This is a genomic window from Agromyces sp. Y182, from assembly GCF_059445385.1.
In genome coordinates, this window is the sequence record NZ_JCAIUF010000001.1 from 2,827,628 (window position 1) to 2,854,299 (window position 26,672).

Annotated in this window: 21 protein-coding genes; 16 read left to right on the forward strand and 5 right to left on the reverse strand. The window is 69.0% G+C overall.

The window, feature by feature from the left end; translation table 11 throughout:
• Position 1 precedes the first annotated feature (1 nt).
• Positions 2-3,898: a DNA-directed RNA polymerase subunit beta' gene (gene rpoC / locus AC1C2R_RS12960; protein WP_495352900.1), complete on the forward strand. Its 3,897-nt coding sequence runs from the start codon at positions 2-4 to the stop codon at positions 3,896-3,898.
• Positions 3,899-4,029: 131 nt separating this feature from the next.
• Here rpoC and AC1C2R_RS12965 read toward each other — a convergent pair whose 3' ends face one another.
• Positions 4,030-4,998, reverse strand: coding sequence for an acetylxylan esterase (locus tag AC1C2R_RS12965; RefSeq protein WP_495380197.1), 969 nt, complete (start codon positions 4,996-4,998; stop codon positions 4,030-4,032).
• Between the two features lie 140 nt (positions 4,999-5,138).
• On the opposite strand from AC1C2R_RS12965, the gene AC1C2R_RS12970 reads away from it, so the two are divergent.
• Positions 5,139-5,861, forward strand: coding sequence for a hypothetical protein (locus tag AC1C2R_RS12970; RefSeq protein ID WP_495380198.1), 723 nt, complete (start codon positions 5,139-5,141; stop codon positions 5,859-5,861).
• 93 nt (positions 5,862-5,954) lie between these two features.
• Positions 5,955-6,974, forward strand: coding sequence for a hypothetical protein (locus tag AC1C2R_RS12975; RefSeq protein ID WP_495352903.1), 1,020 nt, complete (start codon positions 5,955-5,957; stop codon positions 6,972-6,974).
• Between the two features lie 7 nt (positions 6,975-6,981).
• Here the strand turns inward: AC1C2R_RS12975 and AC1C2R_RS12980 are convergent, their stop codons facing one another.
• Both AC1C2R_RS12980 and AC1C2R_RS12985 read right to left on the reverse strand, forming a co-directional pair.
• Entirely contained in the window at positions 6,982-7,782 is an 801-nt protein-coding gene (locus AC1C2R_RS12980; protein ID WP_495380199.1) for a hypothetical protein, read from the reverse strand.
• Positions 7,779-8,339, reverse strand: a complete 561-nt coding sequence (locus tag AC1C2R_RS12985; RefSeq protein ID WP_495380200.1) for a hypothetical protein — start codon at positions 8,337-8,339, stop codon at positions 7,779-7,781. The genes AC1C2R_RS12980 and AC1C2R_RS12985 overlap by 4 nt, the downstream gene beginning before the upstream one ends.
• A 185-nt stretch (positions 8,340-8,524) precedes the next feature.
• Here AC1C2R_RS12985 and AC1C2R_RS12990 point away from each other — a divergent pair, with 185 nt between their 5' ends.
• From AC1C2R_RS12990 to AC1C2R_RS13000, 3 genes are all read left to right on the forward strand, one after another.
• Positions 8,525-9,610, forward strand: coding sequence for a hypothetical protein (locus AC1C2R_RS12990; RefSeq protein WP_495352906.1), 1,086 nt, complete (start codon positions 8,525-8,527; stop codon positions 9,608-9,610).
• 48 nt (positions 9,611-9,658) lie between these two features.
• Positions 9,659-13,990 carry a type VII secretion EssC family protein gene (locus AC1C2R_RS12995; protein WP_495380201.1) on the forward strand — a complete coding sequence of 1,444 codons (4,332 nt, stop codon included), beginning with the start codon at positions 9,659-9,661 and terminating at the stop codon, positions 13,988-13,990.
• 133 nt (positions 13,991-14,123) lie between these two features.
• Positions 14,124-14,678: an FHA domain-containing protein gene (locus tag AC1C2R_RS13000; protein WP_495380202.1), complete on the forward strand. Its 555-nt coding sequence runs from the start codon at positions 14,124-14,126 to the stop codon at positions 14,676-14,678.
• A gap of 33 nt (positions 14,679-14,711) precedes the next feature.
• Here AC1C2R_RS13000 and AC1C2R_RS13005 read toward each other — a convergent pair whose 3' ends face one another.
• On the reverse strand, positions 14,712-15,350 hold the full coding sequence (locus tag AC1C2R_RS13005; RefSeq protein WP_495352909.1) for a hypothetical protein: 639 nt from the start codon (positions 15,348-15,350) through the stop codon (positions 14,712-14,714).
• Positions 15,347-16,072 (reverse strand): hypothetical protein, encoded by a 726-nt coding sequence (locus tag AC1C2R_RS13010; RefSeq protein ID WP_495380203.1) that lies wholly within the window; start codon positions 16,070-16,072, stop codon positions 15,347-15,349. The genes AC1C2R_RS13005 and AC1C2R_RS13010 overlap by 4 nt, the downstream gene beginning before the upstream one ends.
• A gap of 226 nt (positions 16,073-16,298) precedes the next feature.
• Between AC1C2R_RS13010 and AC1C2R_RS13015 the strand changes: the two genes are divergently transcribed.
• From AC1C2R_RS13015 to AC1C2R_RS13060, 10 genes are all read left to right on the forward strand, one after another.
• Entirely contained in the window at positions 16,299-16,592 is a 294-nt protein-coding gene (locus tag AC1C2R_RS13015) for a WXG100 family type VII secretion target (RefSeq protein WP_168197117.1), read from the forward strand.
• Positions 16,593-16,659: 67 nt separating this feature from the next.
• Positions 16,660-17,319, forward strand: a complete 660-nt coding sequence (locus AC1C2R_RS13020) for a WXG100 family type VII secretion target (RefSeq protein ID WP_495352911.1) — start codon at positions 16,660-16,662, stop codon at positions 17,317-17,319.
• Positions 17,312-17,623, forward strand: coding sequence for a hypothetical protein (locus tag AC1C2R_RS13025; protein WP_495352912.1), 312 nt, complete (start codon positions 17,312-17,314; stop codon positions 17,621-17,623). The genes AC1C2R_RS13020 and AC1C2R_RS13025 overlap by 8 nt, the downstream gene beginning before the upstream one ends.
• A 64-nt stretch (positions 17,624-17,687) precedes the next feature.
• On the forward strand, positions 17,688-23,342 hold the full coding sequence (locus AC1C2R_RS13030; protein ID WP_495380204.1) for a polymorphic toxin type 15 domain-containing protein: 5,655 nt from the start codon (positions 17,688-17,690) through the stop codon (positions 23,340-23,342).
• A gap of 4 nt (positions 23,343-23,346) precedes the next feature.
• Positions 23,347-23,631 (forward strand): hypothetical protein, encoded by a 285-nt coding sequence (locus AC1C2R_RS13035; protein WP_495380205.1) that lies wholly within the window; start codon positions 23,347-23,349, stop codon positions 23,629-23,631.
• Complete coding sequence (locus AC1C2R_RS13040; protein ID WP_495352915.1) at positions 23,628-24,002, forward strand: hypothetical protein; 375 nt, start codon at positions 23,628-23,630, stop codon at positions 24,000-24,002. The genes AC1C2R_RS13035 and AC1C2R_RS13040 overlap by 4 nt, the downstream gene beginning before the upstream one ends.
• A gap of 145 nt (positions 24,003-24,147) precedes the next feature.
• Positions 24,148-25,023, forward strand: a complete 876-nt coding sequence (locus AC1C2R_RS13045) for a T6SS immunity protein Tdi1 domain-containing protein (RefSeq protein WP_495352916.1) — start codon at positions 24,148-24,150, stop codon at positions 25,021-25,023.
• A complete protein-coding gene (locus tag AC1C2R_RS13050) occupies positions 25,023-25,379 on the forward strand; it encodes a hypothetical protein (RefSeq protein WP_495352917.1) in 357 nt (118 codons plus the stop codon). The genes AC1C2R_RS13045 and AC1C2R_RS13050 overlap by 1 nt, the downstream gene beginning before the upstream one ends.
• A 29-nt stretch (positions 25,380-25,408) precedes the next feature.
• On the forward strand, positions 25,409-25,894 hold the full coding sequence (locus tag AC1C2R_RS13055; RefSeq protein ID WP_495352918.1) for a DUF6121 family protein: 486 nt from the start codon (positions 25,409-25,411) through the stop codon (positions 25,892-25,894).
• Between the two features lie 92 nt (positions 25,895-25,986).
• Positions 25,987-26,634, forward strand: coding sequence for a spermidine/putrescine ABC transporter substrate-binding protein (locus tag AC1C2R_RS13060; RefSeq protein ID WP_495380206.1), 648 nt, complete (start codon positions 25,987-25,989; stop codon positions 26,632-26,634).
• The last annotated feature ends 38 nt before the right edge of the window (positions 26,635-26,672 follow it).

Genomic DNA, 26,672 nt, shown 5'->3' on the forward strand with positions numbered 1-26,672 from the left:
ATTGCTCGACGCAACGACTTTTGACGAGCTTCGCATCGGCCTGGCCACCGCAGAGGACATCCGCAAGTGGTCCTACGGTGAGGTCAAGAAGCCAGAAACCATCAACTACCGCACCCTGAAGCCCGAGAAGGACGGTCTGTTCGGCGAACAGATCTTCGGCCCGAGCCGCGACTGGGAGTGCGCCTGCGGCAAGTACAAGCGGGTGCGATTCAAGGGCATCGTGTGCGAGCGCTGCGGCGTGGAGGTCACCAAGTCCTCCGTGCGTCGTGAGCGCATGGGCCACATCGAGCTCGCCGCTCCGGTCACGCACATCTGGTACTTCAAGGGTGTGCCGAGCCGTCTGGGCTACCTGCTCGACATGGCGCCGAAAGACCTCGAGAAGGTCATCTACTTCGCCGCCTACATGGTGATCGACGTCGACGACGAAGGTCGTCACGCCGACATGCCCGGCCTCGAGAACGAGCTCCGGCTCGAGATCAAGACCATCGGCGACCAGCGCGACGCACGCATCGCAACGCTCATGGCCCGCAAGGAGGAGGAACTCGCCTCCCTCGAGGCCGAAGGCGCCAAGAGCGACCAGAAGAAGCGCGCAGAAGCTGCCGCCGACAAAGAGATGACGCAGGTCCGCAAGTCGGGAGACGAGCAGATCGCGCACCTCGAGCGCGTGTGGGAGGACTTCCGCACCCTCAAGGTCGGCGACCTCAAGCCCGAAGACTCGGTGTTCCACGAGCTCCAAGACCGCTTCGGCATGTACTTCGACGCCTACATGGGCGCCGAGGCCATCAAGAAGCGCCTCCTGGCGTTCGACCTGGCCGCCGAGGCCGACGACCTGCGCCTGCAGATCGCCGAGGGCAAGGGCCAGAAGAAGATCCGCGCGATCAAGCGACTGCGCGTCGTCAGCTCCTTCCTGCAGACCGGCAACTCGCCGGCCGCGATGGTGCTCGACGTCGTGCCGGTGATCCCGCCCGAGCTGCGCCCGATGGTGCAGCTCGACGGTGGCCGATTCGCGACTTCCGACCTCAACGACCTCTACCGTCGTGTGATCAACCGCAACAACCGCCTGCGTCGTCTGCTCGACCTCGGTGCTCCCGAGATCATCGTGAACAACGAGAAGCGCATGCTGCAAGAGGCGGTCGACGCACTGTTCGACAACGGTCGTCGTGGTCGCCCCGTCACCGGTACCGGCAACCGTGCCCTCAAGTCCCTGAGCGACATGCTCAAGGGCAAGCAGGGTCGTTTCCGCCAGAACCTGCTCGGCAAGCGCGTCGACTACTCGGGCCGTTCGGTCATCGTCGTCGGCCCGCAGTTGAAGCTGCATCAGTGCGGTCTGCCCAAGCAGATGGCACTCGAGCTCTTCAAGCCGTTCGTGATCAAGCGCCTGATCGACCTGAGCCACGCTCAGAACATCAAGGCGGCCAAGCGCATGGTCGAGCGTTCGCGTCCGCAGGTCTGGGACGTGCTGGAAGAGATCATCCGTGAGCGCCCGGTTCTGCTGAACCGTGCACCCACGCTGCACCGCCTCGGCATCCAGGCCTTCGAGCCGCAGCTCGTCGAGGGCAAGGCGATCCAGCTCCACCCGCTCGTGTGTGCTGCGTTCAACGCGGACTTCGACGGCGACCAGATGGCCGTGCACCTTCCCCTCTCGGTGGAGGCGCAGGCCGAGGCCCGCATCCTGATGCTCGCCTCGAACAACATCCTGAAGCCGTCAGACGGTCGTCCGGTGACCCTGCCCACGCAGGACATGATCATCGGCCTGCACCACCTGACGACGGGCAAGCCCGGCGCAGCCGGTGAGGGCCGCGCGTTCTCGTCGATCTCCGAGGCCATCCTCGCGTTCGACCAGAACCGTCCGGGTGAGATCGCGCTCGACCTCGGTGCCACGGTGAGGATCCGCCTCGAGGGGCTGCACTTCGCCGATGGCGAGACGCCCGAGAACTTCGTGCCGAGCAAGCCGTACCTGCTCGAGACGACCCTCGGGCGTGCGCTCTTCAACGAGGCGCTGCCGGTCGACTACCCCTACGTGAACGCGCAGGCGGGCAAGACCCAGATCTCGGAGATCGTCAACGACCTCGCCGAGCGCTACCCGAAGACCGAGGTCGCTGCGACCCTCGACCGAATCAAGGACGCCGGCTTCAAGTGGGCGACCCGTTCGGGCGTGACCGTGGCTCTCTCCGACATCCTGACGCCGCCCAACAAGGGCGAGATCGTCTCGAAGTACGAGAAGCAGGCCGCCAAGGTCCAGGGCCAGTTCGAGAAGGGTCTCACGACCGACCTCGAGCGTCGCCAGGAGCTCATCCAGATCTGGACCAAGGCGACCGACGAGGTCGCCAAGGCCATGCAGGAGAACTTCCCGACCGACAACACCATCAACCGCATGGTGACGTCGGGTGCTCGTGGTAACTGGCTGCAGGTGCGCAACATCGCCGGCATGCGAGGCCTCGTGAACAACCCGAAGGGTGAGATCATCCCTCGCCCGATCATCTCGAGCTACCGCGAAGGCCTCTCGGTCGCCGAGTACTTCATCGCGACGCACGGTGCCCGCAAGGGTCTGGCCGACACGGCCCTCCGTACGGCCGACTCGGGCTACCTCACGCGTCGTCTCGTCGACGTCTCGCAAGATGTGATCATCCGCGAAGACGACTGCGGCACGACCAAGGGTCTCGAACTGCCGATCGCGACGACGGATGCTTCGGGTGCGCTCGTGCGCGACCCGAACGTCGAGAACGCGGTCTACGCCCGCAGCCTCGCCGCCGACGCGGTCGACGCGAAGGGCACGGTCGTGGCCGAGGCCGGCTCCGACGTCGGCGACGTGCTCATCGAGAAGCTCATCGCCGCAGGCGTCGAGTCGATCAAGGTGCGTTCGGTGCTGACCTGCGAGTCGGCCGTCGGCGTGTGTGCGAACTGCTACGGCCGTTCGCTTGCGACCGGCAAGCTCGTCGACATCGGCGAGGCCGTCGGCATCATCGCGGCCCAGTCGATCGGCGAGCCCGGCACGCAGCTGACGATGCGTACCTTCCACACCGGTGGTTCGGCTTCGGCCGACGACATCACGCAGGGTCTTCCCCGCGTGCAGGAGCTCTTCGAGGCTCGCACCCCCAAGGGTGCTTCACCTATCGTCGAAGCCCCGGGGCGCATCACGATCGATGAGACCGACCGGCAGCGCAAGGTCATCCTCACGCCTGACAACGGCGACGAGCCGATCGCGTACAACGTGCTCAAGCGTTCGACCCTCCTGGTCGAAGACGGCCAGCACGTAGAGCTCGGCCAGCAGCTGATCGTCGGCACCGTCGACCCGAAGGAAGTCCTCCGGGTCAAGGGTGTGCGCGATGTGCAGAAGCACCTCGTCAACGGTGTGCAAGACGTGTATCGCTCGCAGGGCGTGCCGATCCACGACAAGCACATCGAGGTCATCGTGCGCCAGATGCTGCGCAAGGTCACCGTCGTCGACCACGGCGACACCGACCTGCTGCCCGGTGAGCTCGTCGACCGCTTGAAGTACAACGGCATCAACCGTGCCGCGCTGACCGAGGGCAAGAAGACGGCTTCGGCCCGTCAGGAGGTCATGGGTATCACCAAGGCGTCGCTGGCGACCGAGTCGTGGCTGTCGGCCGCTTCCTTCCAGGAGACCACCCGCGTGCTCACGCAGGCGGCCATGGAAGGCAAGAGCGACCCGCTGGTCGGGCTCAAGGAGAACGTCATCATCGGCAAGCTCATCCCCGCCGGCACCGGTCTGCAGAAGTACCGGAACGTCGCGGTCGAGGCCACTGAGGAGGCGAAGGCGGAGCGGTACCCGAACCGCATCTTCACCGACGACGCGGCCTTCACCGAGGGCGACTTGAGCTTCGTCGACTTCGACGCATTCTCGAGCGACGACTTCACCCCCGGCAACTACAGCTGAGTGTGACCGCTCACTGAGCGTGTCGAAGTGAGCAACGAACAGGGCCCCGGAGCGATCCGGGGCCCTGTTCCGTCTCAGGGATGCTGCGGCATCCGATCACCCCATGAGGCGACGGATGCCGCGGCATCCGCTCAGCCCAAGCGGGTCGCGAGCCACTCGGCCTGACGCTGCCACTGCACACCCTGCCCGCCCTCGTGCTCGTTGAAGTCGTACTCGACGATGTCGGCGGCCGCCGCGTAGTGGTTGCGTGCGGCATAGACGGTCGACGGCGGGCAGATCGGATCCATGCCGGCCACGGAGAACAGCGCCGGCGCGCTCGCCCGCTTGGCGAAGTTCACACCGTCGAAGTACGAGAGCGTGCGGAAGGTCTGCTCGGCAGCGCCGCGCTGCACCGAGAGGTAACGCGTGATCTCTCGGTAGGGGTCCCGGTCGGTCATGCCGACAGCGTGCTCGAAATGGCAGAGGAAGGGCACGTCGGGCATCGCTGCCACGAGACCGTCGGTGAGGCCGGCCGCGGCGATCGCGATGCCGCCGCCCTGGCTGCCGCCGCAGACGGCGACGCGAGTCTCGTCGACTCGGTCGAGGGATCGGATCGCGTCGATCGCGAGTACCGCGTCGGTGAACACCCGGCGGTAGTAGTATCCCGCGGGGTCGTCGATGCCGCGCGTCATGAAGCCGGGGAACGAGGGCCCGGTGCCGTGCGGGTCGGGCGTGCCGCCGCCCGTGCCCCAGGCGCTGCCCTGTCCGCGGGTGTCCATGATGAAGTGCGCGTAGCCCGCGCCGGCCCAGGCGAGCCGCTCATGAGGCAGGCCTCGGCCGCCGCCGTAGCCGTTGTACTCGACCACGGCGGGGAGCGCGCCCGTTGCACCCGCGGGCACGACGAACCAGCCCAGTACCGGGTCCCCGGCGAAGCCGCTGAAGGTCATGTCGAAGATCTCGAACGAACTGAGCGGTGAATCGAGCCGGGTGACACGCGGCGGCTGGGCGAGGGCGCGGGACTCGGCGAGGGTCGATGCCCAGAACTCATCGAAGTCAGCGGGTTCGGCCACCTCCGGTCGATAGTCGCGGAGCTCGTCGAAGGGGCGGTCGAAGCGGGGCACGGGGTCCTTCCGGGTCAATGGTGGAATCGGTGGTCAGCGTAGCGCGGCCGGTCGCCGGCGCAGAGTGCGCCAGTGACAAGACGTCGCACGGGGCGCTACGCTCGCTCGAAACGCCGACGCAGCCGACCGAAGGACTCGCGATGACCGAGCACACTCCGCCTGCACGATCCGCGGTGTCGGCACCGACGGGTGCCGGTGCCCCTCGACCCCTGCTGAAGCGCCCGCTGTTCTGGCTCGTCGTGATCGCGGTGCTGCTGGTCGCCGTCGTCGCGGTGCTCGTCGGCACCGCCATCGGCGGGGCGGCAGGAGCTGGCGCCGCAGGGTCGGCGTCACCGAGCACGTCGCCCGGCTCGACAGCGACGACGCCCTCCTCGGACCCACCCGCGACACCGGGTGCGACGCCGGCGACCGCTGCGGTGCCAGGGGAGTGCGCCGAAATCTACACTCGCGACTGGAATGCCGAGCTCGGCGGCCTCGCCCTCAACCCGGAGTGGACGGAGACGCCCGGCAACGGGCCCTTCTGGGGGTCGAACAACGCCGGAGCGATCACCGTGCTCGAAGCGACATCCGCCCTCACCTGTGCGTGGGTGAGCCCGAACGGCGGCGGCGATGTGGGCATCATCACGAACATCTCGAGTCTCAGCCCCGAGCAGCAGGTCTCCATGCTGGAGCACCTCGGCGCGAGCGGCTTCGCGTGCTACGCGGAGCTCTCGGGCACCCGATGCGTCGTCGAGTCGTCGTCCGACGCGGGCGCTTCAGGGGAGTCGCATTTCCTTCGGGAGGGCATCTGGTCGGCCACGCGTTGGTCGAACGTCACCGCAGACGGGTACACGCATGACATCGTCGCGACGATCTTCGGCTGAGCGAAGCGCCGTGTGCGCTCCCGGTCTCGGGGGCTGCGCGTTGCTACAGTTGGTCAACCGCGGGTACGAGCGTTGCCCGGAAGGAGCGCGATCATGAGCAGCACGACTCCCGGAAGCGAACCGGAGCGACACGACGAGCACACCGGTCCGGTCGATGACCGCGCCGGCGTCGACGCCGTGGACCCCGCGGTCGATGCGACCGGCACGGGCGATGCGACCGGCACGGGCGCGATCGACGCGAGCGACGAGCCGACCCCGGTCGAACCGGCCTTCGGAACCGATGCCGAGCCCGCCCCTGATGCCGGCAGCGACGACCTCGCGGTGACCTCGCGCCTCGACGAGGCCGTCGAGCGCGCGAACGCCGACGCGGCGGCATCCGAGACCAACGGCATCGACGACACGGTTGTCGCGGCCGCACCTCTGCCCGTTCCCGCCGACACCGTACGGCGCGAGACCTACGTGCCGGCTGCGACCGTGGCGACGGGCACGGCCGCCGGCGCCGCGACGCTCGCCGATGAGACACCCGAACCCCTCTACGTCGCTCCGCAGGCCGGGCCGCAGACGATCTACGTGCAGGCCCCGACCCCGCCGAAGGCGAGGGGCAACCGCGGCTTCGGGGTGCTCGTCGCACTCATCGGCACGGTGCTGTTCGGCGTGCTCTACGCCGTCATCGCATACGTGCTGTACCTGAACTACGGAGCGCCCGCCGGCCAGGCCCTCGGCGTCGCCGACTTCCTCGCCCAGCCGACGTTCTGGGTGCCGGTGATCGTCTTCTTCCTGGCCTTCGCGCTGCTCGCGGCGATCGTCAATCGCGGCCCGTGGTGGACCTACGCGGTGTTCGGCCTCCTTGTCGGGGTGCTCGTGTACTTCTCGTACATCGGCGCTGCACTGCTGGCCGTCGAAGCGTGGACGCTGACGCTCGACCAGGCTTCCCAATTCATCGCCGAACGCTGGCTCGACCCGTTCGCGATCGTCGCAGCCGTCATCGCCCGGGAGATCCCGATCTGGTTGGGCGGCTGGATCGCCGCGCGCGGCCGCGCCGTCACCGAGCGCAACCGCCTGGCCTTCGAGGCCTACGACCGTGAGGTCGCGGCGGGGCCGCAGGCGCGCTGAGCCCGGCTCAGCCGCAGGGCAGCTCGGCGGCGGCCGCGTCGAGGTCGATGGCATCGCCCCACGCCGTGAAGGCGAGTTCGGTATCACCCTCGAGTTCGGCGACGCTGAGCGAACGGGGCAGCGGCGAACCGTACCGCTCGACGGTGAGCACGCCCACCATCGCCTCTGACGAGCCGATCTGCACGGCGAGGGTGTCGTCGTCGACGTCGGGAGCGGCCACCGACAGCTGCGCGCCGGACAGTACCGCGTCGAGCACGGCGGCCGGCTCGGTGAACGGCGCCCATCGGGCGGCGGCCGGATCGGTGCCGACGGTGCACTGCACGGACGTCAGTTCGGGGCGGCCGCTCGAGGCGGCGTAGGCGTCGTTGCCTCGCACCCGGGTACTGCCGCCATCGACGAGCAGTTGCGCTTCGAGGTCGCCCGCGAGGAAGTGTGCGCGATAGCCCGACGGCCGGCCCGCATAGTCGATCGTCAGCATGCGGGCGGGCAGCGTCTCGCCCTCTTCGGTGAAGATGAACTCGTTCACCGTGCCCCGCATCGACACCGGTCCGGCGGCGTGCACCGACTGGACGATGATCGAGGCGATCTCGCTCGAGGGGGCCAGCCAGAGGCCGTTGCCGGATGCACCGTCGAAGGACTCGGCGTCGATGCCGTTCGGCGCGGCCGGGAGCTCGGCCGCCGCGCTGCAGGCGGTGAGCAGGGCGGGAGCGGCGAGGGCGGCCACGGCGAAGGCGGCGATCCGGATGCCTCGGCCGCTCGCCGCGCGTGTGCCCGCCGAGCGGCCCGCTGCGCTGCGGGGCGCGGTCACGAGGCGGCGTCCGCCGCGCAGATGCTCGCGCCCTTCTGCTCGGCGACGGTGGCGGCGTCGAGTGAGACCTCGCCCTGATCGCCCGCGGGGCGCACCACGAAGCAGGTGCGGTCGTCGTAGAGCCCCGCTGCTGCGGGCAGCCACGCCTCGGTGCCGGTCACGAAGCCAGTGAGGTCGCTCGCGGTGCCGTCGCCGGAAACGGCGAAGAGCGCGTAGTCGGCGTCGGGACCCGACCAGTCCAGGCGCAGGTTGCCGGACTCGGTATTCACCGAGAGGGCGGAGACTTTCACGCTCGAGTCGGTGAGGGCCGAGACGATGAGCCAGACGACGAGACCGGCGAGCGCGAGGAAGGTGAGGCTGACCGAGACGATGAAAGCGGGGTGCAGCCACCAGCGGCGCACATGCGGCGGCGCCTCGGAGAGCTCGGGTAGCACCGAACCGCCGCTTCCGAGTGCGCGGGCCCCGCCACGGCCCCCGAGCTGCGGCTGGCCCGCGGCCCCACCGACCGTCGCCGTCCTTGTCGCCGTCGACGGCATCCCGGTCAGGCGGTCGGTCATCGCTCGGCTCCCTGCCTTCGGTGCACGCGGTGTTCGGTGCGCGGTTCGGTACATGCGGTGTTCGGTGGGTGCGGTGTTCAGTCGGTCGCGCAGAGCTGGTCGCACGACCGCGTACCATGCTATATCGGTGCGCCTGCTCGGCCCGGCGCCGACAGCAGAGTGCAAGAGAGGTGAGTGTGGGCATCGTGCGACGACGACTCCCGGCGCTCGCCGTGGTCTTCGCCATGCTCTTCGCGACGCTGTTCCTGGCGTCCTCTCCGTTCGCCGCTGATGCCGCAGAGGCACCGCCCGACGCCGACCCCGCTCGCGTGGAGATCCCGTACCTCGGCACCGCGTCCATCGACATCCCGGCTCCCTGGTTCATCACCGATTGCGCGGCGCCGCTCGCCGCGACCCCGTTGGTCACCGCGTGCGAAGCGAACACGATCTCGCTCGCCGCACCCGAGTACGACCCCGATGCCGGGGCCGTGGCACTGCGACTGTCGCTGAGCGACGGGCGCATCAGCACGACGACGGTGTACCGGGTGGTGCTCGAGCCGCCGGCGCTGCCCACGGCGATGCCGAGCACCGAGCTGCGCCCGGTGCCGGCCGGTTCGCTGCTGCGGATCCCGATCTCCGAGCTCCGGCTCGAGTGCCAGGTGTGCAACACCACTGGCGGCAGCCTGCGCGCCGTCGCTGTGCAGCCCGAGAGCGCGGGCTCGCTCTGGGCGACCCCCACGCACCTCGTGTTCAGGGCCGCCGCCGATGCGCGGGGCCCCGTCGAACTCGTCTTCCGCTTCGCGGACGACTACGGATCATGGTCGGGCGACGCGAAACTCGCCGTGTCGATCCTCGACCCGGCCGTCCGACCACTGGCCACCGCCGACATCGTCGTCGAGCTGGCCGAGGGCGCGGCGAGCGTCGATCTGAACGCGCTCGCCTTTCCGCTCGGCGGGGGAGAGCTGATCGTAGTCGGCTGCGGCGATCCGATTCGCGGGCAGGTGCGCTGCGCGGCCGACGGCACTGCCGAGTACCGCGGCGACGGCGGCGTCGATCAGTTCTCGTTCCAGGTGGCCACTGCCAAGGGCGGCCGCGGCTTCGGCACGGTCACGGTCGTGCCGGTCGGCACGACCGAGCCTGCACCGGGCATGGCGTCCATCGCGCCGCCGAAACAGTCGAAGACGGGCGTGCCCGTGCTCGTGCCGCCCGCGGTTCCGGTCGAGGACGACGGGGCGACGGGCGGCGGACTGCTCGGGCCGCTCCTGTCCGTGTTCGATCGGGTGGGCGCGTGACGAAACGATGAGTGATGAACGAATGACCCAAGGCGGAGGGCCGGACCGATGAGCTTGAGACTGACGATCGATCCGGCGATCAGTGGGGACGCGGCAGGCTCGTGGTCGCTCGACGTCGATGAGGCGACGACGGTCGGTGAGGTCGCCGAGGCGCTCGGCCTGCCCAGCGATGTACTCGACCCGCTCGCCGGCGACGCCGCCGCGCTCGCCGAGAGCACGCTGCTGTCCGGGGCATCCGTGCCGACCCGAGGCGAGCAGTCGCTGCAGCCGGGCACCTTGCGACTCGAGTTCGTCGGCGGCCCATTCGCGGGCGACGCGGTCGCCCTCGCCCGTGGCGCCGCCGTGACCGTCGGCAGCGAATCGGGCGCCTCGATCGTGGTCACCGACGGTGCGCTGCTGCCGATGCACGCGAGCCTCGCGCTGAGCGAGGCGACCAACGCCGACGGTCGCCCAGCACGCCTCGTTGCGACCCTCACCCCGGCACCGGACGCGGAGGTCTGGGTCAACGGTGAGCGCCTCGAAGAGGCGCGCGAGATCGTCCCGGCCGACCTGTTGCAGCTGGGCAGCAGCGTGCTGCGACTCGGTATCGCGCCGGCCGCCGACGCCGACCTCACCCGTGACGCCCTCGGCGATCGCGGTTTCAACCGACCATCGCGCATCCGCCCTGCGACCGAGCAGCCCGCCATCTCGCTGCCCGGCGACCGCCCCGAAGACCCCGACCAGTCGCCGCTGCCGTGGCTCTCGGCGATCATCCCGGTCGTGCTCGGGGTGACCATGGCGATGGTGTTCGGCCGCGCGATCATGCTGCTGATGGCGGCGGCGAGCCCCATCATGGTCATCGGCTCCTTCCTCACCAACCGCAAGCTGGCGAAAAAGAAGGGCGTGAAGACCGAACACCAGTGGATCGAGGAGGTGCGCGTCGCCGAGCGGCGCATCGAGGACCTCGCCAAAGTGCAGCGGCTCGAGAACTGGTATCGGCTGCCCGACCCGGTCGTCATCGGCGACATCGCGACCAAGCCGTTGTCGCGCCTCTGGGAGCGGCGTCGCACCGATGCCGACGCCCTGTCGATGCGCGTCGGCGTGGCCGAGGTCGCCCTCGACGTGCGCTTCGAGGGCGGCGGTCGCGACCGCGGTGAGTCGCGTCGCGTCGGAGTGGCACCTGCACCGGTCGCGGCCGAGCTGCGCAGCGGGCCCCTCGGCATCGCCGGGCCTGCCGACGTCGTCCGCAGCGTCTCGCGCTCGATCGTCGCGAGCTTCGCGACGCTGCGCTCGCCCCGGGACTCCGAGATCGTCATCGTCTGCCCCGACGACGCGGCCGACGATTGGGCGTGGACCCAGTGGCTGCCCCACACCGAGAGCGGCTCCGCCGCCGCGGCCGTCGGCAACACCGGTGACAGCCGACGCGAGCGCGTGCGAGAGCTCGGCGTCGTGCTCGAGCAGCGCGTGCGCGCCTCCGGCCAGCGCGGCGCCCCACCGTCGAACGACATCCTCGTCGTCGTCGACGGTGCACGCGAGTACCGCATGCTGCCGGGCATGGTGCCGCTGCTCGAGCATGGCGCGGCTCACGGCATCCACGTCATCGCCCTCGACAGCGAGCGTGCGCGACTGCCGGAGGAGGCCAAGAGCGTCGTCGTCGTCGACGACCACGACCCTGCCATGGCACGCGTCGAGACCGGCTCCGAGTACTACCCGATCGTGCTCCTCGACGGCCTCTCGGTGACGCGCTGCGATCAGATCGCGCGCAGCCTCTGCTCGCTACGGCACGTCAGCGGCGTCGGCGACGACGCCATGCTGCCGATGAGCGTGCGCTACGCCGAGCTGCTGAAGATCGACCTCGACGACCCCGAGCCGATCGTGCGCCGCTGGTCCACCCACCCGCGCAACACCTTCGTCGTGGTCGGCGCGACAGGTGAGGGCGAGTTCGCGATCGACATCTCGCGCGACGGCCCGCACGCCCTCGTGGCCGGCACCACCGGTTCGGGCAAGTCCGAGTTCCTGCAGGCGCTCGTCGTCAGCCTCGCGATGGCCAACCGGCCCGACGCGCTGAACTTCGTGCTCGTCGACTACAAGGGCGGCTCCGCGTTCGCCGACTGCGAGCGGCTACCGCACACGGTCGGCATGGTGACGAACCTCGACGCCCGCGAGACCGAGCGCGCCCTCGCCTCGCTCGACGCCGAACTGAAGCGCCGCGAGAAGGTGCTGCGCGACATGAACGCGAAAGACGTCGACTCCGCGTGGGCGAAAGACGCCGACACGGCCGCCCGTCGCGGACTCGCGCGCCTGATGATCGTCATCGACGAGTTCGCCGAGCTCAAGACCGAGCTGCCCGAGTTCATCGACGGACTCGTGCGCATCGCCCGCGTCGGTCGATCGCTCGGCGTGAACCTCGTGCTCGCCACCCAGCGGCCCGCTGGTGTCGTCACCCCCGAGATGCAGTCGAACATCAACCTGCGCGTCGCCTTGCGCGTCACCGACCGCACCGATTCCTCCGACATCCTCGGCTCGGGCGAGGCGGCGATGATCAGCCCTTCGACACCGGGCCGGGGCTTCGTGCGCACGGGGCCGGCCTCGGCGCCCGCCCCGTTCCAGACCGCTCGAGTTGCGGGCATCCGTCCCGGAGCGCAGCGCCAGGTGAAAGTGCTGCCGCGCAAGGCGCCGCTCGAGTGGGCGGACCTCGGCTACCCCGTGCGCTATCCGAAGGCGGTGTCGACCCAGCAGCAGAACGCCGACCACGACGACACCGACCTGCGGGCGCTCGTGAACCTCGTGACGGCCGCCACTCAGCAGCTCGGTGTGCCGAAGAACCCCTCGCCGTGGCTCATGCCGCTGCCGACCGTGCTGCCGCTCGAGAAGTTCCAGGACCAGCGGGTGCCCGAGCACCACATCGCGCTGGGCCTCGAAGACGTGCCGGGGGAGCAGTCGCAGCGCACCCTCACCTGGGGCGTCGCAGAGGGTTCGCACGTGCTCTTCCTCGGCGGTGCCCTCTCGGGCCGCACGACGGCGCTGCGCACGATGCTGGCGCAGCTCGTGCAGGAGTTCTCGCCGGCCGACCTGCACATGTACATCATCGACTTCGGCAACGGTGCGCTGCTGCCGCTCGTCGACGCTCCGCACACCGGTGCGGTCGTCACCCAGCTCGACTCCGATCGGCTGCCGCGACTCGTGCAGCGCCTGCTCGAAGAGCTCGGCCGCCGTCAGTCGGTGCTCTCGGCCGCCGGTGTCGGGCACATCTCCGAGCAGCGGGCCCAGTCGACCCCCGAGACGCGGCTGCCGTTCGCGATCGTCGCGGTCGACGGCTGGGAGCGCATGCTCTCGACGATGAACCCCGACCAGCTCGTCACCTTCCGTGATCAGTTCATGCGGATCCTGCGCGAGGGACCCGCGGTGGGTGTGCGCGTGATCATCACCGGCGACCGCGGCATCACGGGCGACAAGATCATCTCGTTCATCGACGAGCAGTTCGTGTTGCCGCTGCGTGACATCGCCGACTACCGTACGGCCGGCATCCTCGCCCGTGAGGTCCCGCTGAACCTCGGGCCGGGTCGCGTGCTCTTCGGTGCGAACGCCGCCGAAGCCCAGCTCGCGGTGCTCGTGCATGACACGAGCGGTGAGGCGCAGACGACCGCGCTACGCCGGATCGTCGAGCAGGTGCGCGACCACTTCGACCAGTTCCCGCAGCTCGCGGCGCTCCCCTCGCCGTTCCGCGTCGATCCGCTGCCCGGTCACTTCGCGCTGACGGCCTCTTACGAACTCCCGCTCGGCGAGTCCGGGCCAGACGACGGCCCGGTCGTCGCGGTCGGTGGTGACCTGCTGTCGCGGTTCACGCTCGATTGGCCGGCCGACGGCGGGTTCGTCGTCACCGGCCCCCGCAAGTCGGGTCGGTCGTCGGCGCTCGCGGCGATCGTGCACCAGCTCGCCTGGCGCAAGGCCCCGGTCGTCGTGGTCTCGGGTCGCGAGTCGATCCTCACCGAAGTGGCGGCCGCCCACGGGATCCACGTCCTCAGGGGCGGCGACATCGGTCCGGCAGAGCTCGACCCGATCCTCGACGCCGCCGGTGAGTTCGTCACCGTCGTCGTCGACGACGCCGAGCAGCTCAAGAACGCGCCCATCGAGCACGCGCTCACGGGGGCGAAGCATCGTGCAGTGTTCATCGTGGCCGCCGATTCCGAGTCGCTGTCGACGCTGTTCGGTGGTCCGGTCGTCGAGGCGAAGCGTGCCAGGCGTGCCCTCGTCCTGCGCCCGGAGTCGACGATCATGGGCACTCAGGCGGTCGGTTCACCGATTCCGAAGTTCATGCTCGGTCGCGCCACGCCCGGTTCTGCTGTACTCACGACGCCGAGCGGCTGGCTGCCGGTACGGGTGCCTGATATCCGGCAATGAAGGATGCCTCGCGCACATAGACTGGCCCGGGCGACACCGGGAATGACCGGGTGGTGCGCCCGTCGAGAAGGGGATGATCCGAGTGGCTTCTGCCCGTTGCGTGTATTGTGACGCCACGTTGCAGCCGAACAGCATGTACTGCATCTCGTGCGGTCAGCTGATCCCGCAGTCGAGCACGCCGCCCGTGCCCGCTCAATTCCAGGTCGCGAAGCCGAAGCCGGCGCCGCGCAATGACACCCCGACTCCGGCCGCAGCCGCCCCGCTCGAGCCCGTTCCGCTGCCCCGCTCGCTGCCCTGGCAGCAGCCGGGTGCACGCATCGAGGTGCCTGCGCCAGAGCCCGTCATCGTCGCGCCGATCGAGCGGGTCGAGCTGCTGTTCTCGACCGGTCAGCGAATCGTCGTCGAGGGGGCCGCGGTCATAGGTCGCAAGCCCGCCGACACCGCGCTCGCCATGGGCGCCCGGGCCGTCGAGGTCGTCGACGACACGCGCTCGGTTTCACGGGTACACCTCTTCCTCGAGGTGCAAGGCGGTCAGATCACCGTGGGCGACGCCGGATCGGCGAACGGCTCGCGGATCGAGCGCGCCGGTCAGGTGGTGCCGCTCGAGAGCGCGGGCACCCGTGTCGCGGTCGAGATCGCCGATACGATCTGGCTCGGCGATCTGAGCTTCGTGCTGCACGCGGCCTGACGCGGCAGCGGGTCGTGCGCACTCGCTCAGTCCTCAGTCGCTGAAGAGACCCGAGACGAAGCCGTTCACGATCGTCTGGCTGGCGCGAGCGCCGTAGTGGTCGACCGTGAGGCGGCTGATCGCCTCGTACGAGGGCCCCTCGAGTCGCACGAGCGGCAGGGCTTGCCAGTCACGCCGGTTGCGGCCGGCGACGCCGGCGTAGGCGACACGGTCGGCCCTGGCGAGCCAGACGCCGAAGACGACGTCTCCTTTGTTCGTGAGGGGCAGCGGCAGGTAGACCCGCGGGTCGCCGCCTGCCAGTCGCCCGAGTACGGCGGAGGCCTCGTGCGAGGGCAGTGCCAGATAGGAGCTCGCTTGCTGCTTCAGCACCGTTCCGGTGGCGACGCGCTCCCAGCGGTACGACCAGGCGAGCAGCCAGACGAGTCCGCCCAGCGCGGCTCCGGCGCTGAGCAGCACCGCGCCGGGTGCGACCGCGTCGCGCAGGCCGCCGCGACGGCCGCGGTACGTGCTCGACAGTTCGACGAGGGCGTCGTACATGACGATGCTGAGCACCAAGAGGGCCAGCCCGAGCACGAGCATCACGACCGCGGCGATCATCTGCCCGTGCGAGCGCACGCGGCGCACCTCGGTCGGGCTCGCGTGCAGCGGCTGCTCCTGAGGTTCGGCGGTCACGCGGTGCCCTTCTGAACGGGCCACTTGTGATCGATCATCGGCCCCCTCCATTCGAAGTAGTCGAAGATGCGGTCGAAGGCGCGGGCCGGGATGCCTCGGCGCTCCGCCTCGCGGATGACGAGTTGTGCAGCCTGGTGCGCACTGGCGTCGTCGAGCACCGCATCGAGCAGGAGTGGCACGAGGCCGCGACGCCGACCGTCGAATTCATCGAACACGGTGACGCGTTCACCGCCCGGCGCGCCCGCGAACGCGTCACGCAGCGCCGCCGCGTCGCGCACCCCGAGCTCGCACAGGAGGGTGCCACTGCCGGCGCGCACCGCGGTGTTCGCGAAGAAGCCGATGACCGGCAGCCGTTGCAGCATGCCGGTGCGCCGCCGGTCGTCGAGCACCCCGACGAAGACGATCTCGGACCAGGGGATGAGCGGGGCCGTTGCGAGCTGCACACCGGAGGACCCGACGGCGATCGCGATGTCGTCGTCGGCGATGAGCAGCCCGAGGGCGCGTCGGCGTCGATGCGCGAGGATCGCGGACGCGAGGCCGGCGAACATGGCCAGCGCGGCGATGACCACCGTGAACCAGCCGAAGCCCTTCATGATCGCGACGACGACAAGGGCGGCGAAGACGGCCGCGGTGACGAGACCGGCCACGAGGATGCGACGATTCAGACGCTCGGTCGTGTCAACTTTCGCCCGGTCGACGTGGGCCCGGTAGTCCGCCTGCACTGCATCCTCATTCTCATGCCACGGACAAGGCGTACCGCGCGCGCCGTCAGCCTACCCGGCCTCCAGCGTGTCGCGCATTCGGGGGCGATGGCCGCGTGGAGCAGTAGGGGAGTCCTCCCCATCGGCATTTCCGGTGCTTGCAGGTAACGTGTTCGACGCACAGACAATTCGGAGCGAAGGCTCCTGCTCGGTGCCTACCGAGGCATCCAATTCAACGGAGGAAATCATGGCGGAGATCCGCGTCACATCCGACTCTCTCGCCGGTGTCGCCGGCCAGCTCTCGAGCGGCTCGCAGTCGATCGAGTCGCAGCTGTCGAACCTGAAGTCGCTGGTCGAGGGGCTCATCTCGGGCGACTGGGGCGGCACCGCGTCGCAGAGCTTCAACGAGCTGTACTCGCAGTGGGACCAGGCCGGTCTCCAACTGAAGGAGTCTCTTCAGGGCATCAGCGACCTGCTCAACCAGGCTGCACTGTCGTACGAAGACAGCGAGAACGCGATCGCCGGCACGTTCAACGGCTGACGTAAGGACAACAGATGCCGGCGTGCGGCGACGCACGCCGGCATCGGTTCACGGCTAGGGGTCATGGATGGTCTTCTTCAAAGTACGCGCCGATTCGCTGAGCGAGGTCGCGGCGCTGATCGGCAACGTCATCGTGACGTTCGACGCGAACCTCGCGTCAGCCGACAGCGTCGTCAGCCGCATGGCAGGTACGACGTGGGTCGGTGATGACGCCGAGAAGTTCAGTGAGAACTGGGCCGCATTCATGACCCTGGCCTCGCAGGTCCGGCTCGCTCTCACGGGCCTGCAGCAGGGCCTGATCGCCGCCGACGGCAGCTACACCCGCACTGAGACGGGCATCGGTACCGGCTTCCGCCAGCGCCAGCAGGGCCTCGTCAGCGTGCGCAGCGCCTCGGGCAACCTCAGCACGCGCGTGGCGAAGGGCGAGGACAAAGCGGAGGACATGGCCGAGTTCTTCGGTCGCGACTACGCCGGCGACGACGAGGTCGAGCAGTTCGGCGGTGGCGCGCTCGGCCCGCGCAAGACGAGCGGCCAGGCTACGGGCGGTGGTTCAGGCGACACCGACGGCGACGGCGATGACGATTCGATCGGCAAAGGCGTCTTCCGCCTCAGTGCCGACGGCGAGCCTGATGTGAACGGGTACGTCGAGGTCGACATCGACCTGCCCGACTTCGGCCCCGTGGTCGAGGCGTTCGAACAGATCCAGGGAGGCGGCGCGAATGGCTGAGCAGCAGGCCGACACCACTGAGCTCAGTGAGCTCGTGCAGACGATGAACGAACTCATCGGCTACGCCTCGGCGCTCAAGCAGGGAGCGAGCGGGTTCGCCTACATGCTGCCCACCGAGTGGCAAGGCCCCGCGATGCAGGCATTCCTCGGCTCGTTCAGCGCTTGGACGGTCGGCGCTTCAGCCATCGAGGCGAACGCGCTGGCGCTCAAGAACCAGGCGGAGGCCTCGTCCAAGGCGTACTCCACCACCATCGAGAACCTCGACTCCTCGTGGGCGTCGATTCAATCGAACTTCGAGGCGTAGCGCCGAGGCCCACCGCCTGCTCGCGCCTTCTCGTATCAGAACCGACACTCGGATAGGACTCCTGATGACCCAGGTGAAGCTGGATCCTGCACGTCTCGTGCAAGACGGTGATGACCTCTACAGCATCGCCACGACGCTCGACAGCGCGGTGACCACACTGCTCTCGCAGCTCAGTGGCTGCGGCGGCATGGCGGGCGACGACAACGCCGCAGAGGAATTCTGCGAGGGTTCTGAGGGATACGACCAGCTCGCCGGTCCGACGATCGACGCGGTCACCTCGCACGGCAACGCCTTGCGCATCCTCGACGCTGCGCTCTCGAACACGGCACGCGCGTACGACGCGGCGCAGAAGCCGGGTGCCGGGCTCGACCCCGAGACGGCGCGGCCGGGAGAGGCGACCGCACGCATCGACAACTCGAAGGCGAACCCGGCAGACGCACTCGGTCCGGGGTGGCCCGGTCCGCTCGGAGAGTTCCAGGAGATCCTCGAGTGGGGTCTCGCCCAGGTCGGCGTCGTCATCCCCACCGGCGACGAAGACAAGCTGCAGACCGCGGCCGACGCCTGGGGCGACTTCTCGACCAGCATCACCTCGGCCCGCACCAGTGTCACCTCGAGCTTCACGAACGCCGGTTCGGCGACGCTGCCCGGCCCGCAGAAGGCCTCGATGCTGGCCTGCCGCACGAGCATGTCGACCGGCCTCGGTGAGCTCCGACAGAGCGCCGACGCGATGGAGCAGTGGATTCGAAACTTCCGCACCCAGCTGGGTCAGATGCGCGAAGAGCTCGGCTGGTTCCTGAAGCAGATGGCGATCGAGATTGCCGCGGAGCTCGCCATCGGCGGCCTGCTCAGCATCGTCACCGTGGGTATCGGCGCGCTTGCGACGGCCGCGAAGGTCGGCCACACCGTCGTCCGCTGGTGCATCAAGATCGCCCAGCTCATCCAGAGGCTGAAGACGTTCCTCAGGGGTATCCGCGGTGTCAAGGGCATTCTGGTGCGCGGCGGCCTGCGCGCCGCGAAGGAGGGCCTGCAGGCGGGTCTCGCCTCGACCATCTCGGTCACCTACGTCAACTCCGCTCGAGCCGACGAAGAGGGCTACCAGCAGCAGAACGTCGGCACGGCGTTCGTGTCCGCGTTCGCGGGCGGTGCGATCGCCTCACCTGTTTCGCGAATCCTCGGCGGTTCAGGTGGGCCCGGCTTCAAGGCCGCTATGCGTGAGGTCGGCGCAGAATCGGTCGGCGGCGCCGCCGACGGTCTCGTGAGCTCCGGGGTCGAAGCGGGCATGAACGACACCGAGTTCAATCCGATCTCGGGCATGGTGCTGGGCGCCCTGCTCGGTGGCGGCATGACGGCCGCCGGCCGCGGCGTCAGCGCACTCAGACCTGGGTCGCACGCTGGTGCGGGCTCGGGTGTGACCGCTCCAGACGGCATTCCGACGCCCGGAGGCTCCGGCAATGGTTCGTCGAACCAAGGCGGTGGCGGCTCGGTCGACATCTCGAACGACGCGCCGCAGCCCGGCGCGGGGGATGCGGGCACCAGCGTCGGCGACGGCGGCGGTTCGGTCGATATTCCGACGGATGCCCCGATGGGCGGCGGCGGTGACGGCGGTGCTGGTGCCGGCGACGGCGGGGGATCGGTCGATATTCCGACGGATGCCCCGATGGGCGGCGGCGGTGACGGCGGTGCCGGTGCAGGCGACGGTGGCGGCTCAGTCGACATCCCGAGCAGCGGCGTCGGCGACGGCAGTGGTGTCGGTGGCGGCGATGGCGGCGGGACCCCGGCTGACAACGGTGGGACGCCTGCTGATAACGGTGGGACGCCTGCTGAGAATGGTGGGACGACGCCTGCTGACAATGGTGGAACACCTGCTGAGAACGGGACGACGCCTGCCGAGAATGGTGGGACGACGCCTGCTGAGAACGGTGGGACGACTCCTGCTGACAATGGTGGGACGCCTGCGGAGAACGGGACGACGCCTGCTGAGAACGGTGGAACGACGCCTGCTGAGAACGGTGGGACGACGCCTGCTGAGAACGGTGGGACGACGCCTGCTGAGAACGGTAGGACGACGCCTGCTGAGAACGGTGGGACGCCTGCTGAGAACGGGACGACCCCTGCTGACAATGGTGGAACACCTGCTGAGAACGGGACGACGCCTGCCGAGAATGGTGGGACGACGCCTGCTGACAATGGTGGAACACCTGACATCGATGCACCGGCCGTGGACGGCGACGGCTCGAACGGCTCGGAGGCGCCGACTGCGGGTGCGGCGGGTGGCGCTTCGTCAACGGGCTCGAAGGGCGACGGCTCGAATGCCGACGCTGACAGCGGCTCGACCGACACCGACACCGATTCGACCGACACCGACACCGATTCGAACGACGCTGACACCGACTCGAGCGACACCGATTCGACCGACGCGTCCGGTGACGGCGAGGGCACTTCGCCCGAGCCATCCGATGTCGATGGCCTGGTGGCCCCGGAAGGGATTGCCGGCGCTGCGGTTGCGGCCGGTGCTGCGGCCGTCATGATCGGCAAGCCCGGCTTCCTGCCGACGCACACTCCCGGCGGTTCGACCCCGGCTGCGCCCAAGCCTGCCGGCCCGAACGCCGACGGTTCGAGCAACTCTTCGAACGCAGGGGCGGATGGCTCGGGTGCTGACGGCTCCGGCATCGACGCCGATTCGAACGACGCGAGCACGCCCGACTCGGGCTCGAACCCCGACGATGGGGCAACGCCCGAGAACGACGGTGCGCACCAGCCCGAGGCCGATCAGGGCGGATCGAATCACAGCGACCGCACGCTCGACGAGATCGATGCTGCGCTGAACGAGATCAATCCGAACTACGACCCGTCCGACCCGGCCAACGGGTACGCGACGAACTGCGGCAACACTTCGGCCAACCTCAACGACTTCCTGAACGGCAACTCGCGCTCCGAAGCATCCACTGGAACCCTCGATGTGCCCGACATGGAAGCGCGCACCGGCAACCCGCAGACCTCGATGACTCCAGAGCAGATCGAGGCGACCCTGCGCGACATGGGTGCAGGCTCGCATTGCGTGGTCGGCATCGACCGGTCTGCCACTGATGGTCACTGGTTCAACGCCTACTTCGACGGCGATACCGTATGGTCGCTCGATGCGCAGAACGGCAGCCGCTCGCCATGGCCTCCGGCCGAGCCGAACGCGACCAACTGGGACGCCTCGATCCAGCCCGAGCGCGTCACGAACCCCGACGGCACGAAGCCGAACGCCGTGCAGCCGGCCGCGGACGGTTCGACTCCTGACGGTTCGACTCCTGTCGACAGCAATCGAGGAGGGTACCGTCCTCCGGCGAAGTCCCTCCGGGTCGACGCGTCCCACCCCTCCGACGGTTCGAAGGGCGGCGGCCTCACCTACAACAAGTACACGATCCCGGAGCTGACGCCCGAGATCCGTCAGCAGCTCGACGCTCTCGCTGCGCAGACCGACTCGCCGATCGTGCGCAATCAGGACGGCTCGTACTCGCTCAAGAACCCGATCGACGTCGACGCATTCGCCCGATCTGAACCGAATCACGACTGGGCAGAGTACGAGCGTCAGGTCGGACTGCAGCAGCAGGGCCTGAACGACCTGACAGTCGCCGAGTGGCAGCACAACACGCGTTTCTACGACAAGTTCAAGCGGGTAGCTCCGGGCCTTCAGACGGCGGCGATCAAGGCCCTCAAGCTGGCGGGCGTGCCCATCACGAACCCGGCCGTACTGCACGGGCCGGATCAAGTGGCGGGCGGCCGCGCAGACCGGTTCGACGGCGCGGGCGACCTCGGAATCAACAGCTCGCTCGGAAGCCAGTGGCAGCACCGCATCGACGACCTTCGGCAGGAGATCGCCGGCGCGGTCAGCGACATCGACCCGAAGCTTCACGCACACATCAAGGTGAACGTGCACCTCGGCGCCTCGGACTCGGTCGGTGGAAACCCGAACGCCACCCAGGCGACGCTCACCTCGGCGAAGCCGGTGACTGGACGGCCGGCGGGCGCGAGTGCAGCTTCGGGCGCCGGCTCGCCGTCGGGTGCTTCCGTCCCCGGTGCGACGCCCGCCTCGGGTTCGACGCCGTCGGGTGCGACGCCCGCCTCGGGTTCGACGCCGTCGGGTGCGACGCCCGCCTCGGGTTCGACGCCGTCGGGTGCGACGACTGTCTCGGGTTCGACGCCGTCCGGTGCGACGCCTGTCTCGGGTTCGACGCCGTCCGGTGCGACGACTGTCTCGGGTTCGACCCCCTCGGGTACCGCTCCATCGAGTGCGACCGGGGGAGCGGGACAGGGAACGTCCGCACGCACCGGTGCGGACCCGGCCCCGATGTCAGGGTCGCACCCCGAATCAGGGACCACCCCTGCCGAGTCCACCCCTCCGGCCGAGTCCACCACCCCTGCCGAATCCAGCAACGAAACGGGAACCGACAGCGAGGCGGGAACCGACAGCGAGGCGGGAACCGACAGCGCAAGCGACTCCGACTCCGCTTCCGATACCGACTCCGGTGCTGGTACCGACCCCGCTTCCGACTCCGGTTCCGACGCCGCGGATGCGGAGTCCCAGGCCGGATCCGGGCCGGACGCCGAGTCCGCTCCGGGCGATGGCAGTTCACCGGAGTCCGCAGAGCCGCAGGTGCCCGAGACGATCCACCACCAGGTCCTCGACGACGCGTTCCCGCACATCGCGACGCCTGAGTCGCGAGTCCAGGCGATCCACATCGTCAACGGGCTGGGCGTCACGGTCGACCAAGGGCGCTTCCTGAACAACTGTCACTACGTCGTCAACGCCCTCGAGCTCCGCTTCCGTGGCTACGACGTCATCGCCAGCCCCACCGTGCAGGGTGCGGTCGTCGACGGTTCGACGGGCGCGATCAACCCGACCTTCGAGGGCCGTTTCCCGCACAGCATTGCGGCCGATTGGGTGCAGTCGGATGGCAGTCGTCGGGACTTCGAGCAGTTGGGCGACTACGAGGGCCAGACGGCGCAGGACGCGCTCGACGCACTCACCGCATCGTGGCCCGAAGGCGGCCGCGGGTTCATCGCGGGGTACTGGAAGACGGGCGGTGGACACATCTTCACCGTGGTGAAGGAAGCCGATGGCGTGAAGCTGTACGACGGCCAGGTGAATCGGTCCGACGTCTCCGGCTATCTCGACGCGATGCACTTCAACGAGACGGCCTCCGCACCGTGGAAGGACATCTCGGTCATTCGGGTCGATGATCTCGTGCCCACGAGCGAGGTGCTGAAGACCTCGAAGCCGTGGACTCAGCCGGAGTACCAGCTGCTGCTCGACTGGCGCGACGCCGCGGATCCCTCGGCACTGCCTCAGCAGATGATCGACCGCGAGTTCGCGGCGAACGAACGATGGCGCGACCGGAACAACGAGCTCATGGCCGAGCGGATCGCGATCTTGCACGACCCGGCGACGAGCCCGGCCGAGGCGATGCGGCTGCACGGCGAGATCCAGGTGCTCCACGACCAGAACCTGAGGCTCGAGGCCGGAGCGGTGCAGTTCAAGCTCGAGCTGGTCACTCCGCCCAGCAGCGCGCCTGCCGCACCGGCCACCACCCCACCGGGGGCGGCGACCAATGGGTCGGACGGAACGTATACCCGGTCGAGTATCGTGACCAACGGTCCGGGCGACGATTACGAAGATGAGCACGGCGATGCGAAGCGGGTCGGCGCGGGCCCGTCGAAGGAGCGAGACTAGGACCATGACGATCCAGGAAGCACGCCGGGCGCTCGAACAGTACTTCGTCGAGCACCCGCCCGCGATCTCGGGCGACCTCTACATCGCCGATGAGTGGTTCGAGGACGAGCAGGACTATCTGCCGGTCTGGGGTTCACGGCAGTTCTACGTCGACGGTGTCGAGGCGTACGCCCGCTGGGACAATCTCGCGATCTTCATCGACAAGCGCACGGGCGCGGTCCGCGAGGAGTTCCACACCCCGAACTTCGCGAAGATCAGTCGAATGACGTCCGTCGCAGTGACGGAGTGACGAAGATCGTTCTCGAGACAAGCACCCGGACGTTCATCGCGGAGGCCTGCGCGCTCCCGCCGGTATCGCTCGCCGCGGCCTTCGATCGCGCGGTTTCGCTGCGCCGCGCCGGTGGGAAGGAGGCGTCGCGCGCGTTGAAGCTGTCTGCGATCGACAATTCGCAGCTCGAGCATGCGGTGCGTGCGGCGCTGCTGCCGCGGGCCGACGAGCTGGATGACTTCCGGCTGGGGCTGCACTCCGACGCCAAGAGTGCAGTGGTGATCGCAGCACGGGCTGTGGAGAAGTCCGCCCAGCTGACGCCCGAGCAATACGCACTGCTCGTCACCCCGTTCGTCGAGGTCGGCCTCGACGTTCCTGCTCACGCGGGCTGAGCGAACGCGCGCATGGGGACTCCTCCCCATGTCGTTCGCCTCACGCCTCGGTAGACTCTCCGAGGCGGCTCGGCGCCGCCTATCGCATCGAGCCGATCCGTTTCAACAGTGAGCCGAACGGCTCCGTCTGACGAAAGGGTCACGCATGACGAGGTTCCGGAGCTTCGATCCGGTCGCCCCCATCTCCGACGAGACGATCGCCGCATTCGCCGGCGCGGTCCCGGCCGAGGTCTCCGAGCTCTGGCGCACTTACGGCGCAGGTCTGGTCGGTGACGGGTACTTCCGGTTCCTCGACCCGGCGCGTGCCGCGCAGATGCTCGCCGGTGTCTTCGAGATGCCCGAGGGGGCCACGGTGCTGTTCGCCACGGCCCTCGGCGACCTCGTCGTGCACGTCAAGGGGCTGTATCTCGTCTACAAGGCTCGCTGGGGCGTCATCGACCTCATCGAGGGCGCCGACGTCGACCAGCTCGTCGCGTTGATCGAAGACCCGGCAGAGCGCGACGGCGCCTGGGAGTGGCAGCCGTACCCCGAGGCTCGCGACCGCGACGGCGTGCCCGGTTTCGAGCAGTGCTATGGCTACGTACCGCTGCTCGGCCTCGGCGGTTCGCCGGACCCGGGCAACCTTCAGCTCGGCGGTCTCTACGAGCACTTGACGACGATCGCGCAGCTCGTCGGCCAGCCGTCGGTGCGGCAGCACCTGCAGACGGCTGCAGCGCAGGGCAGCACAGCAGAGACGACAACGGATGCCTCGGACGAGAACCGGCTCGTCGCGGTCGGGCGAGCGCTGTTCGCGAAGCTCACCGACAACCCGAAACTGAACATCATCGACCTGCCCGACGGGCTCGGTGTCTGCCTCGTGCACTCGGTTCGCGGCGGCGGCAAGATCTACGTCGCGCCCGATGAAACGGTGCTGTTCGTCGGCTCGGCGGTCGACTTCGAGGCCGGCCTCGGGGCGTTCCGAGATGGGGTTCGGACCCCGCTCGAGAAGTTCGAGCTCGACCAGAACGGTGGGGGCGCCTGATGGCCGACACCCTCGAGCATCGGTGCGAGCGGCTACGTCAGCCCGTCACCGAGCTCGTCGCGACGAGTATGTCGGCGGCGTACCGCACACAAGACCTCCCCGAGCTGCTGAAGGCGATCGCGAGCGTGCGAAGTATCCTCGCCGACGACCCGTCTGGTCTGGCCGACGGGCCGTTCCTCGCCTGGCTGCCGACGGCGCTGCGCAACCTCGACAGCATGCGAGAGGCCGTCGAGGCGGGCGACGCGGCGAAGTCCTACGCGATCCTCACCGACAAGACCGACGGGTTCATCCGTCTCACGGTCGGCTGCGCCGGGTACCCCGGTTGGGATCCGGCCGGAACCTCCGCTGCGGCTTGATCGGCGAGCACGGGGCGTAGCCTCGAAGCATGGATCAGCGCACGCGCGACGCTTGGGTGATCGCCGCCTTCGCCGCGGCGCTCGATCTCGCGCTCGTCGTCTGCGCGTTCGGCTTCGTGAGTCTCCTCACGGACATCGAGGTGATCGTCGACCCCGAGGCCGGCCTGTTCGTGGCGCCGGCGGCGGTCGGGGCATCCGTCATCGCCCTGTTGCTCACCCTCGCCCAGACCCTTCGTCGACCCGCTCGGATGCTGCCGAGCCTCGCGTTCTCGGCGGTGTGGAGCTGGCTCGCCGCGGTCGTGGTCTCGGCCATCGGCTACGCGCTCGCGAGCACGGCGAACACGATGCTGGCGGCGCTCCTGTTCGGCCTCGGTTTCGGCATCGGGTGGTTCGGGTTGCTCATCCCGGCGCTGGCCGTACTGACGGCATCACTCGCCGTGCTCGTCGCGCGCGGGCGCGGTGCCGGCATGGAGCGGCCGCGGTGGCCGTGGGAGCGCGACCAAGACAACGAGTGACGGCGTCCCCTGAGCCTGTCGAAGGGGCCGCGGCGCGCCATCCGGGACCAGCATCGGTGACGAGGCACCGGCTCGGCGCTATCGTGAAGCTGATGCAGGGTTCGATCGAGGCGCGGGTGAGCCACGAGGTCGACCGGTGGCTGGCGTGGCTGCCCCGGTGGCGACCGGGCACCCACCGCGCCCGCGTGCGGCTCTGCACGCGGTGCTTCGGGTCGCCGATCCTGACCGCCGCGGGGCTCGACATCGACGTGCCGCACCCCGTGCAGCATTCCTTCTCCATGCGCATGAAGGGCATCATCGACCTCGCAGTCGACGACTACACAGCGCGAAACCTGCCGATGCTCCACCGTGAGATCAGGCTCGCCGAAGAGCGCAAGGCGCGGCGCCCGTACCGCGCTGGTGAGGGCCTCGAGCCGGAATTCCTCGGTCTCGACCTCGACCCCGAGCCGATGCCCGACCAGCCGTTCCTCTTCACTCTCAGCGGACTCGAGGCGGATGCCGCAGCCGAAGCGCTCGAGCCGGCGCCGCGCCCCTTCACGATGGAGGAGAAGGAGGCGCTCCGCGAAGAGGTGCGCCTCGCCGATGACTTCGCGAAGCAACTCGGGCGGCGCATCTGCATCGAACTCGCCCAGCACCGCGGGCGCATCGGCGACGCCGTGACCGAGTTCGTCGAGCCGCAGGTCGAAGACCTCCTCGCCGATCTCGAGCGGGAGCTCGATTCGCCCGGGTGGCCGAGCTGACCGTTTGCCGACAGCGAACGCGGGCCCGCGGCATCCGT

What these genes read in the sequence shown, in the direction of transcription:
- AC1C2R_RS12970 (WP_495380198.1), top strand. Translation starts at nt 5,139, where the DNA reads ATGACCGAGCACACTCCGCCTGCACGATCCGCGGTGTCGGCACCGACG.
- AC1C2R_RS12975 (WP_495352903.1), top strand. Translation starts at nt 5,955, where the DNA reads ATGAGCAGCACGACTCCCGGAAGCGAACCGGAGCGACACGACGAGCAC.
- AC1C2R_RS12985 (WP_495380200.1), bottom strand. Translation starts at nt 8,339, where the DNA reads ATGACCGACCGCCTGACCGGGATGCCGTCGACGGCGACAAGGACGGCG.
- AC1C2R_RS12995 (WP_495380201.1), top strand. Translation starts at nt 9,659, where the DNA reads ATGAGCTTGAGACTGACGATCGATCCGGCGATCAGTGGGGACGCGGCA.
- AC1C2R_RS13000 (WP_495380202.1), top strand. Translation starts at nt 14,124, where the DNA reads ATGTACTGCATCTCGTGCGGTCAGCTGATCCCGCAGTCGAGCACGCCG.
- AC1C2R_RS13015 (WP_168197117.1), top strand. Translation starts at nt 16,299, where the DNA reads ATGGCGGAGATCCGCGTCACATCCGACTCTCTCGCCGGTGTCGCCGGC.
- AC1C2R_RS13020 (WP_495352911.1), top strand. Translation starts at nt 16,660, where the DNA reads ATGGTCTTCTTCAAAGTACGCGCCGATTCGCTGAGCGAGGTCGCGGCG.
- AC1C2R_RS13025 (WP_495352912.1), top strand. Translation starts at nt 17,312, where the DNA reads ATGGCTGAGCAGCAGGCCGACACCACTGAGCTCAGTGAGCTCGTGCAG.
- AC1C2R_RS13030 (WP_495380204.1), top strand. Translation starts at nt 17,688, where the DNA reads ATGACCCAGGTGAAGCTGGATCCTGCACGTCTCGTGCAAGACGGTGAT.
- AC1C2R_RS13035 (WP_495380205.1), top strand. Translation starts at nt 23,347, where the DNA reads ATGACGATCCAGGAAGCACGCCGGGCGCTCGAACAGTACTTCGTCGAG.
- AC1C2R_RS13045 (WP_495352916.1), top strand. Translation starts at nt 24,148, where the DNA reads ATGACGAGGTTCCGGAGCTTCGATCCGGTCGCCCCCATCTCCGACGAG.
- AC1C2R_RS13050 (WP_495352917.1), top strand. Translation starts at nt 25,023, where the DNA reads ATGGCCGACACCCTCGAGCATCGGTGCGAGCGGCTACGTCAGCCCGTC.
- AC1C2R_RS13055 (WP_495352918.1), top strand. Translation starts at nt 25,409, where the DNA reads ATGGATCAGCGCACGCGCGACGCTTGGGTGATCGCCGCCTTCGCCGCG.
- AC1C2R_RS13060 (WP_495380206.1), top strand. Translation starts at nt 25,987, where the DNA reads ATGCAGGGTTCGATCGAGGCGCGGGTGAGCCACGAGGTCGACCGGTGG.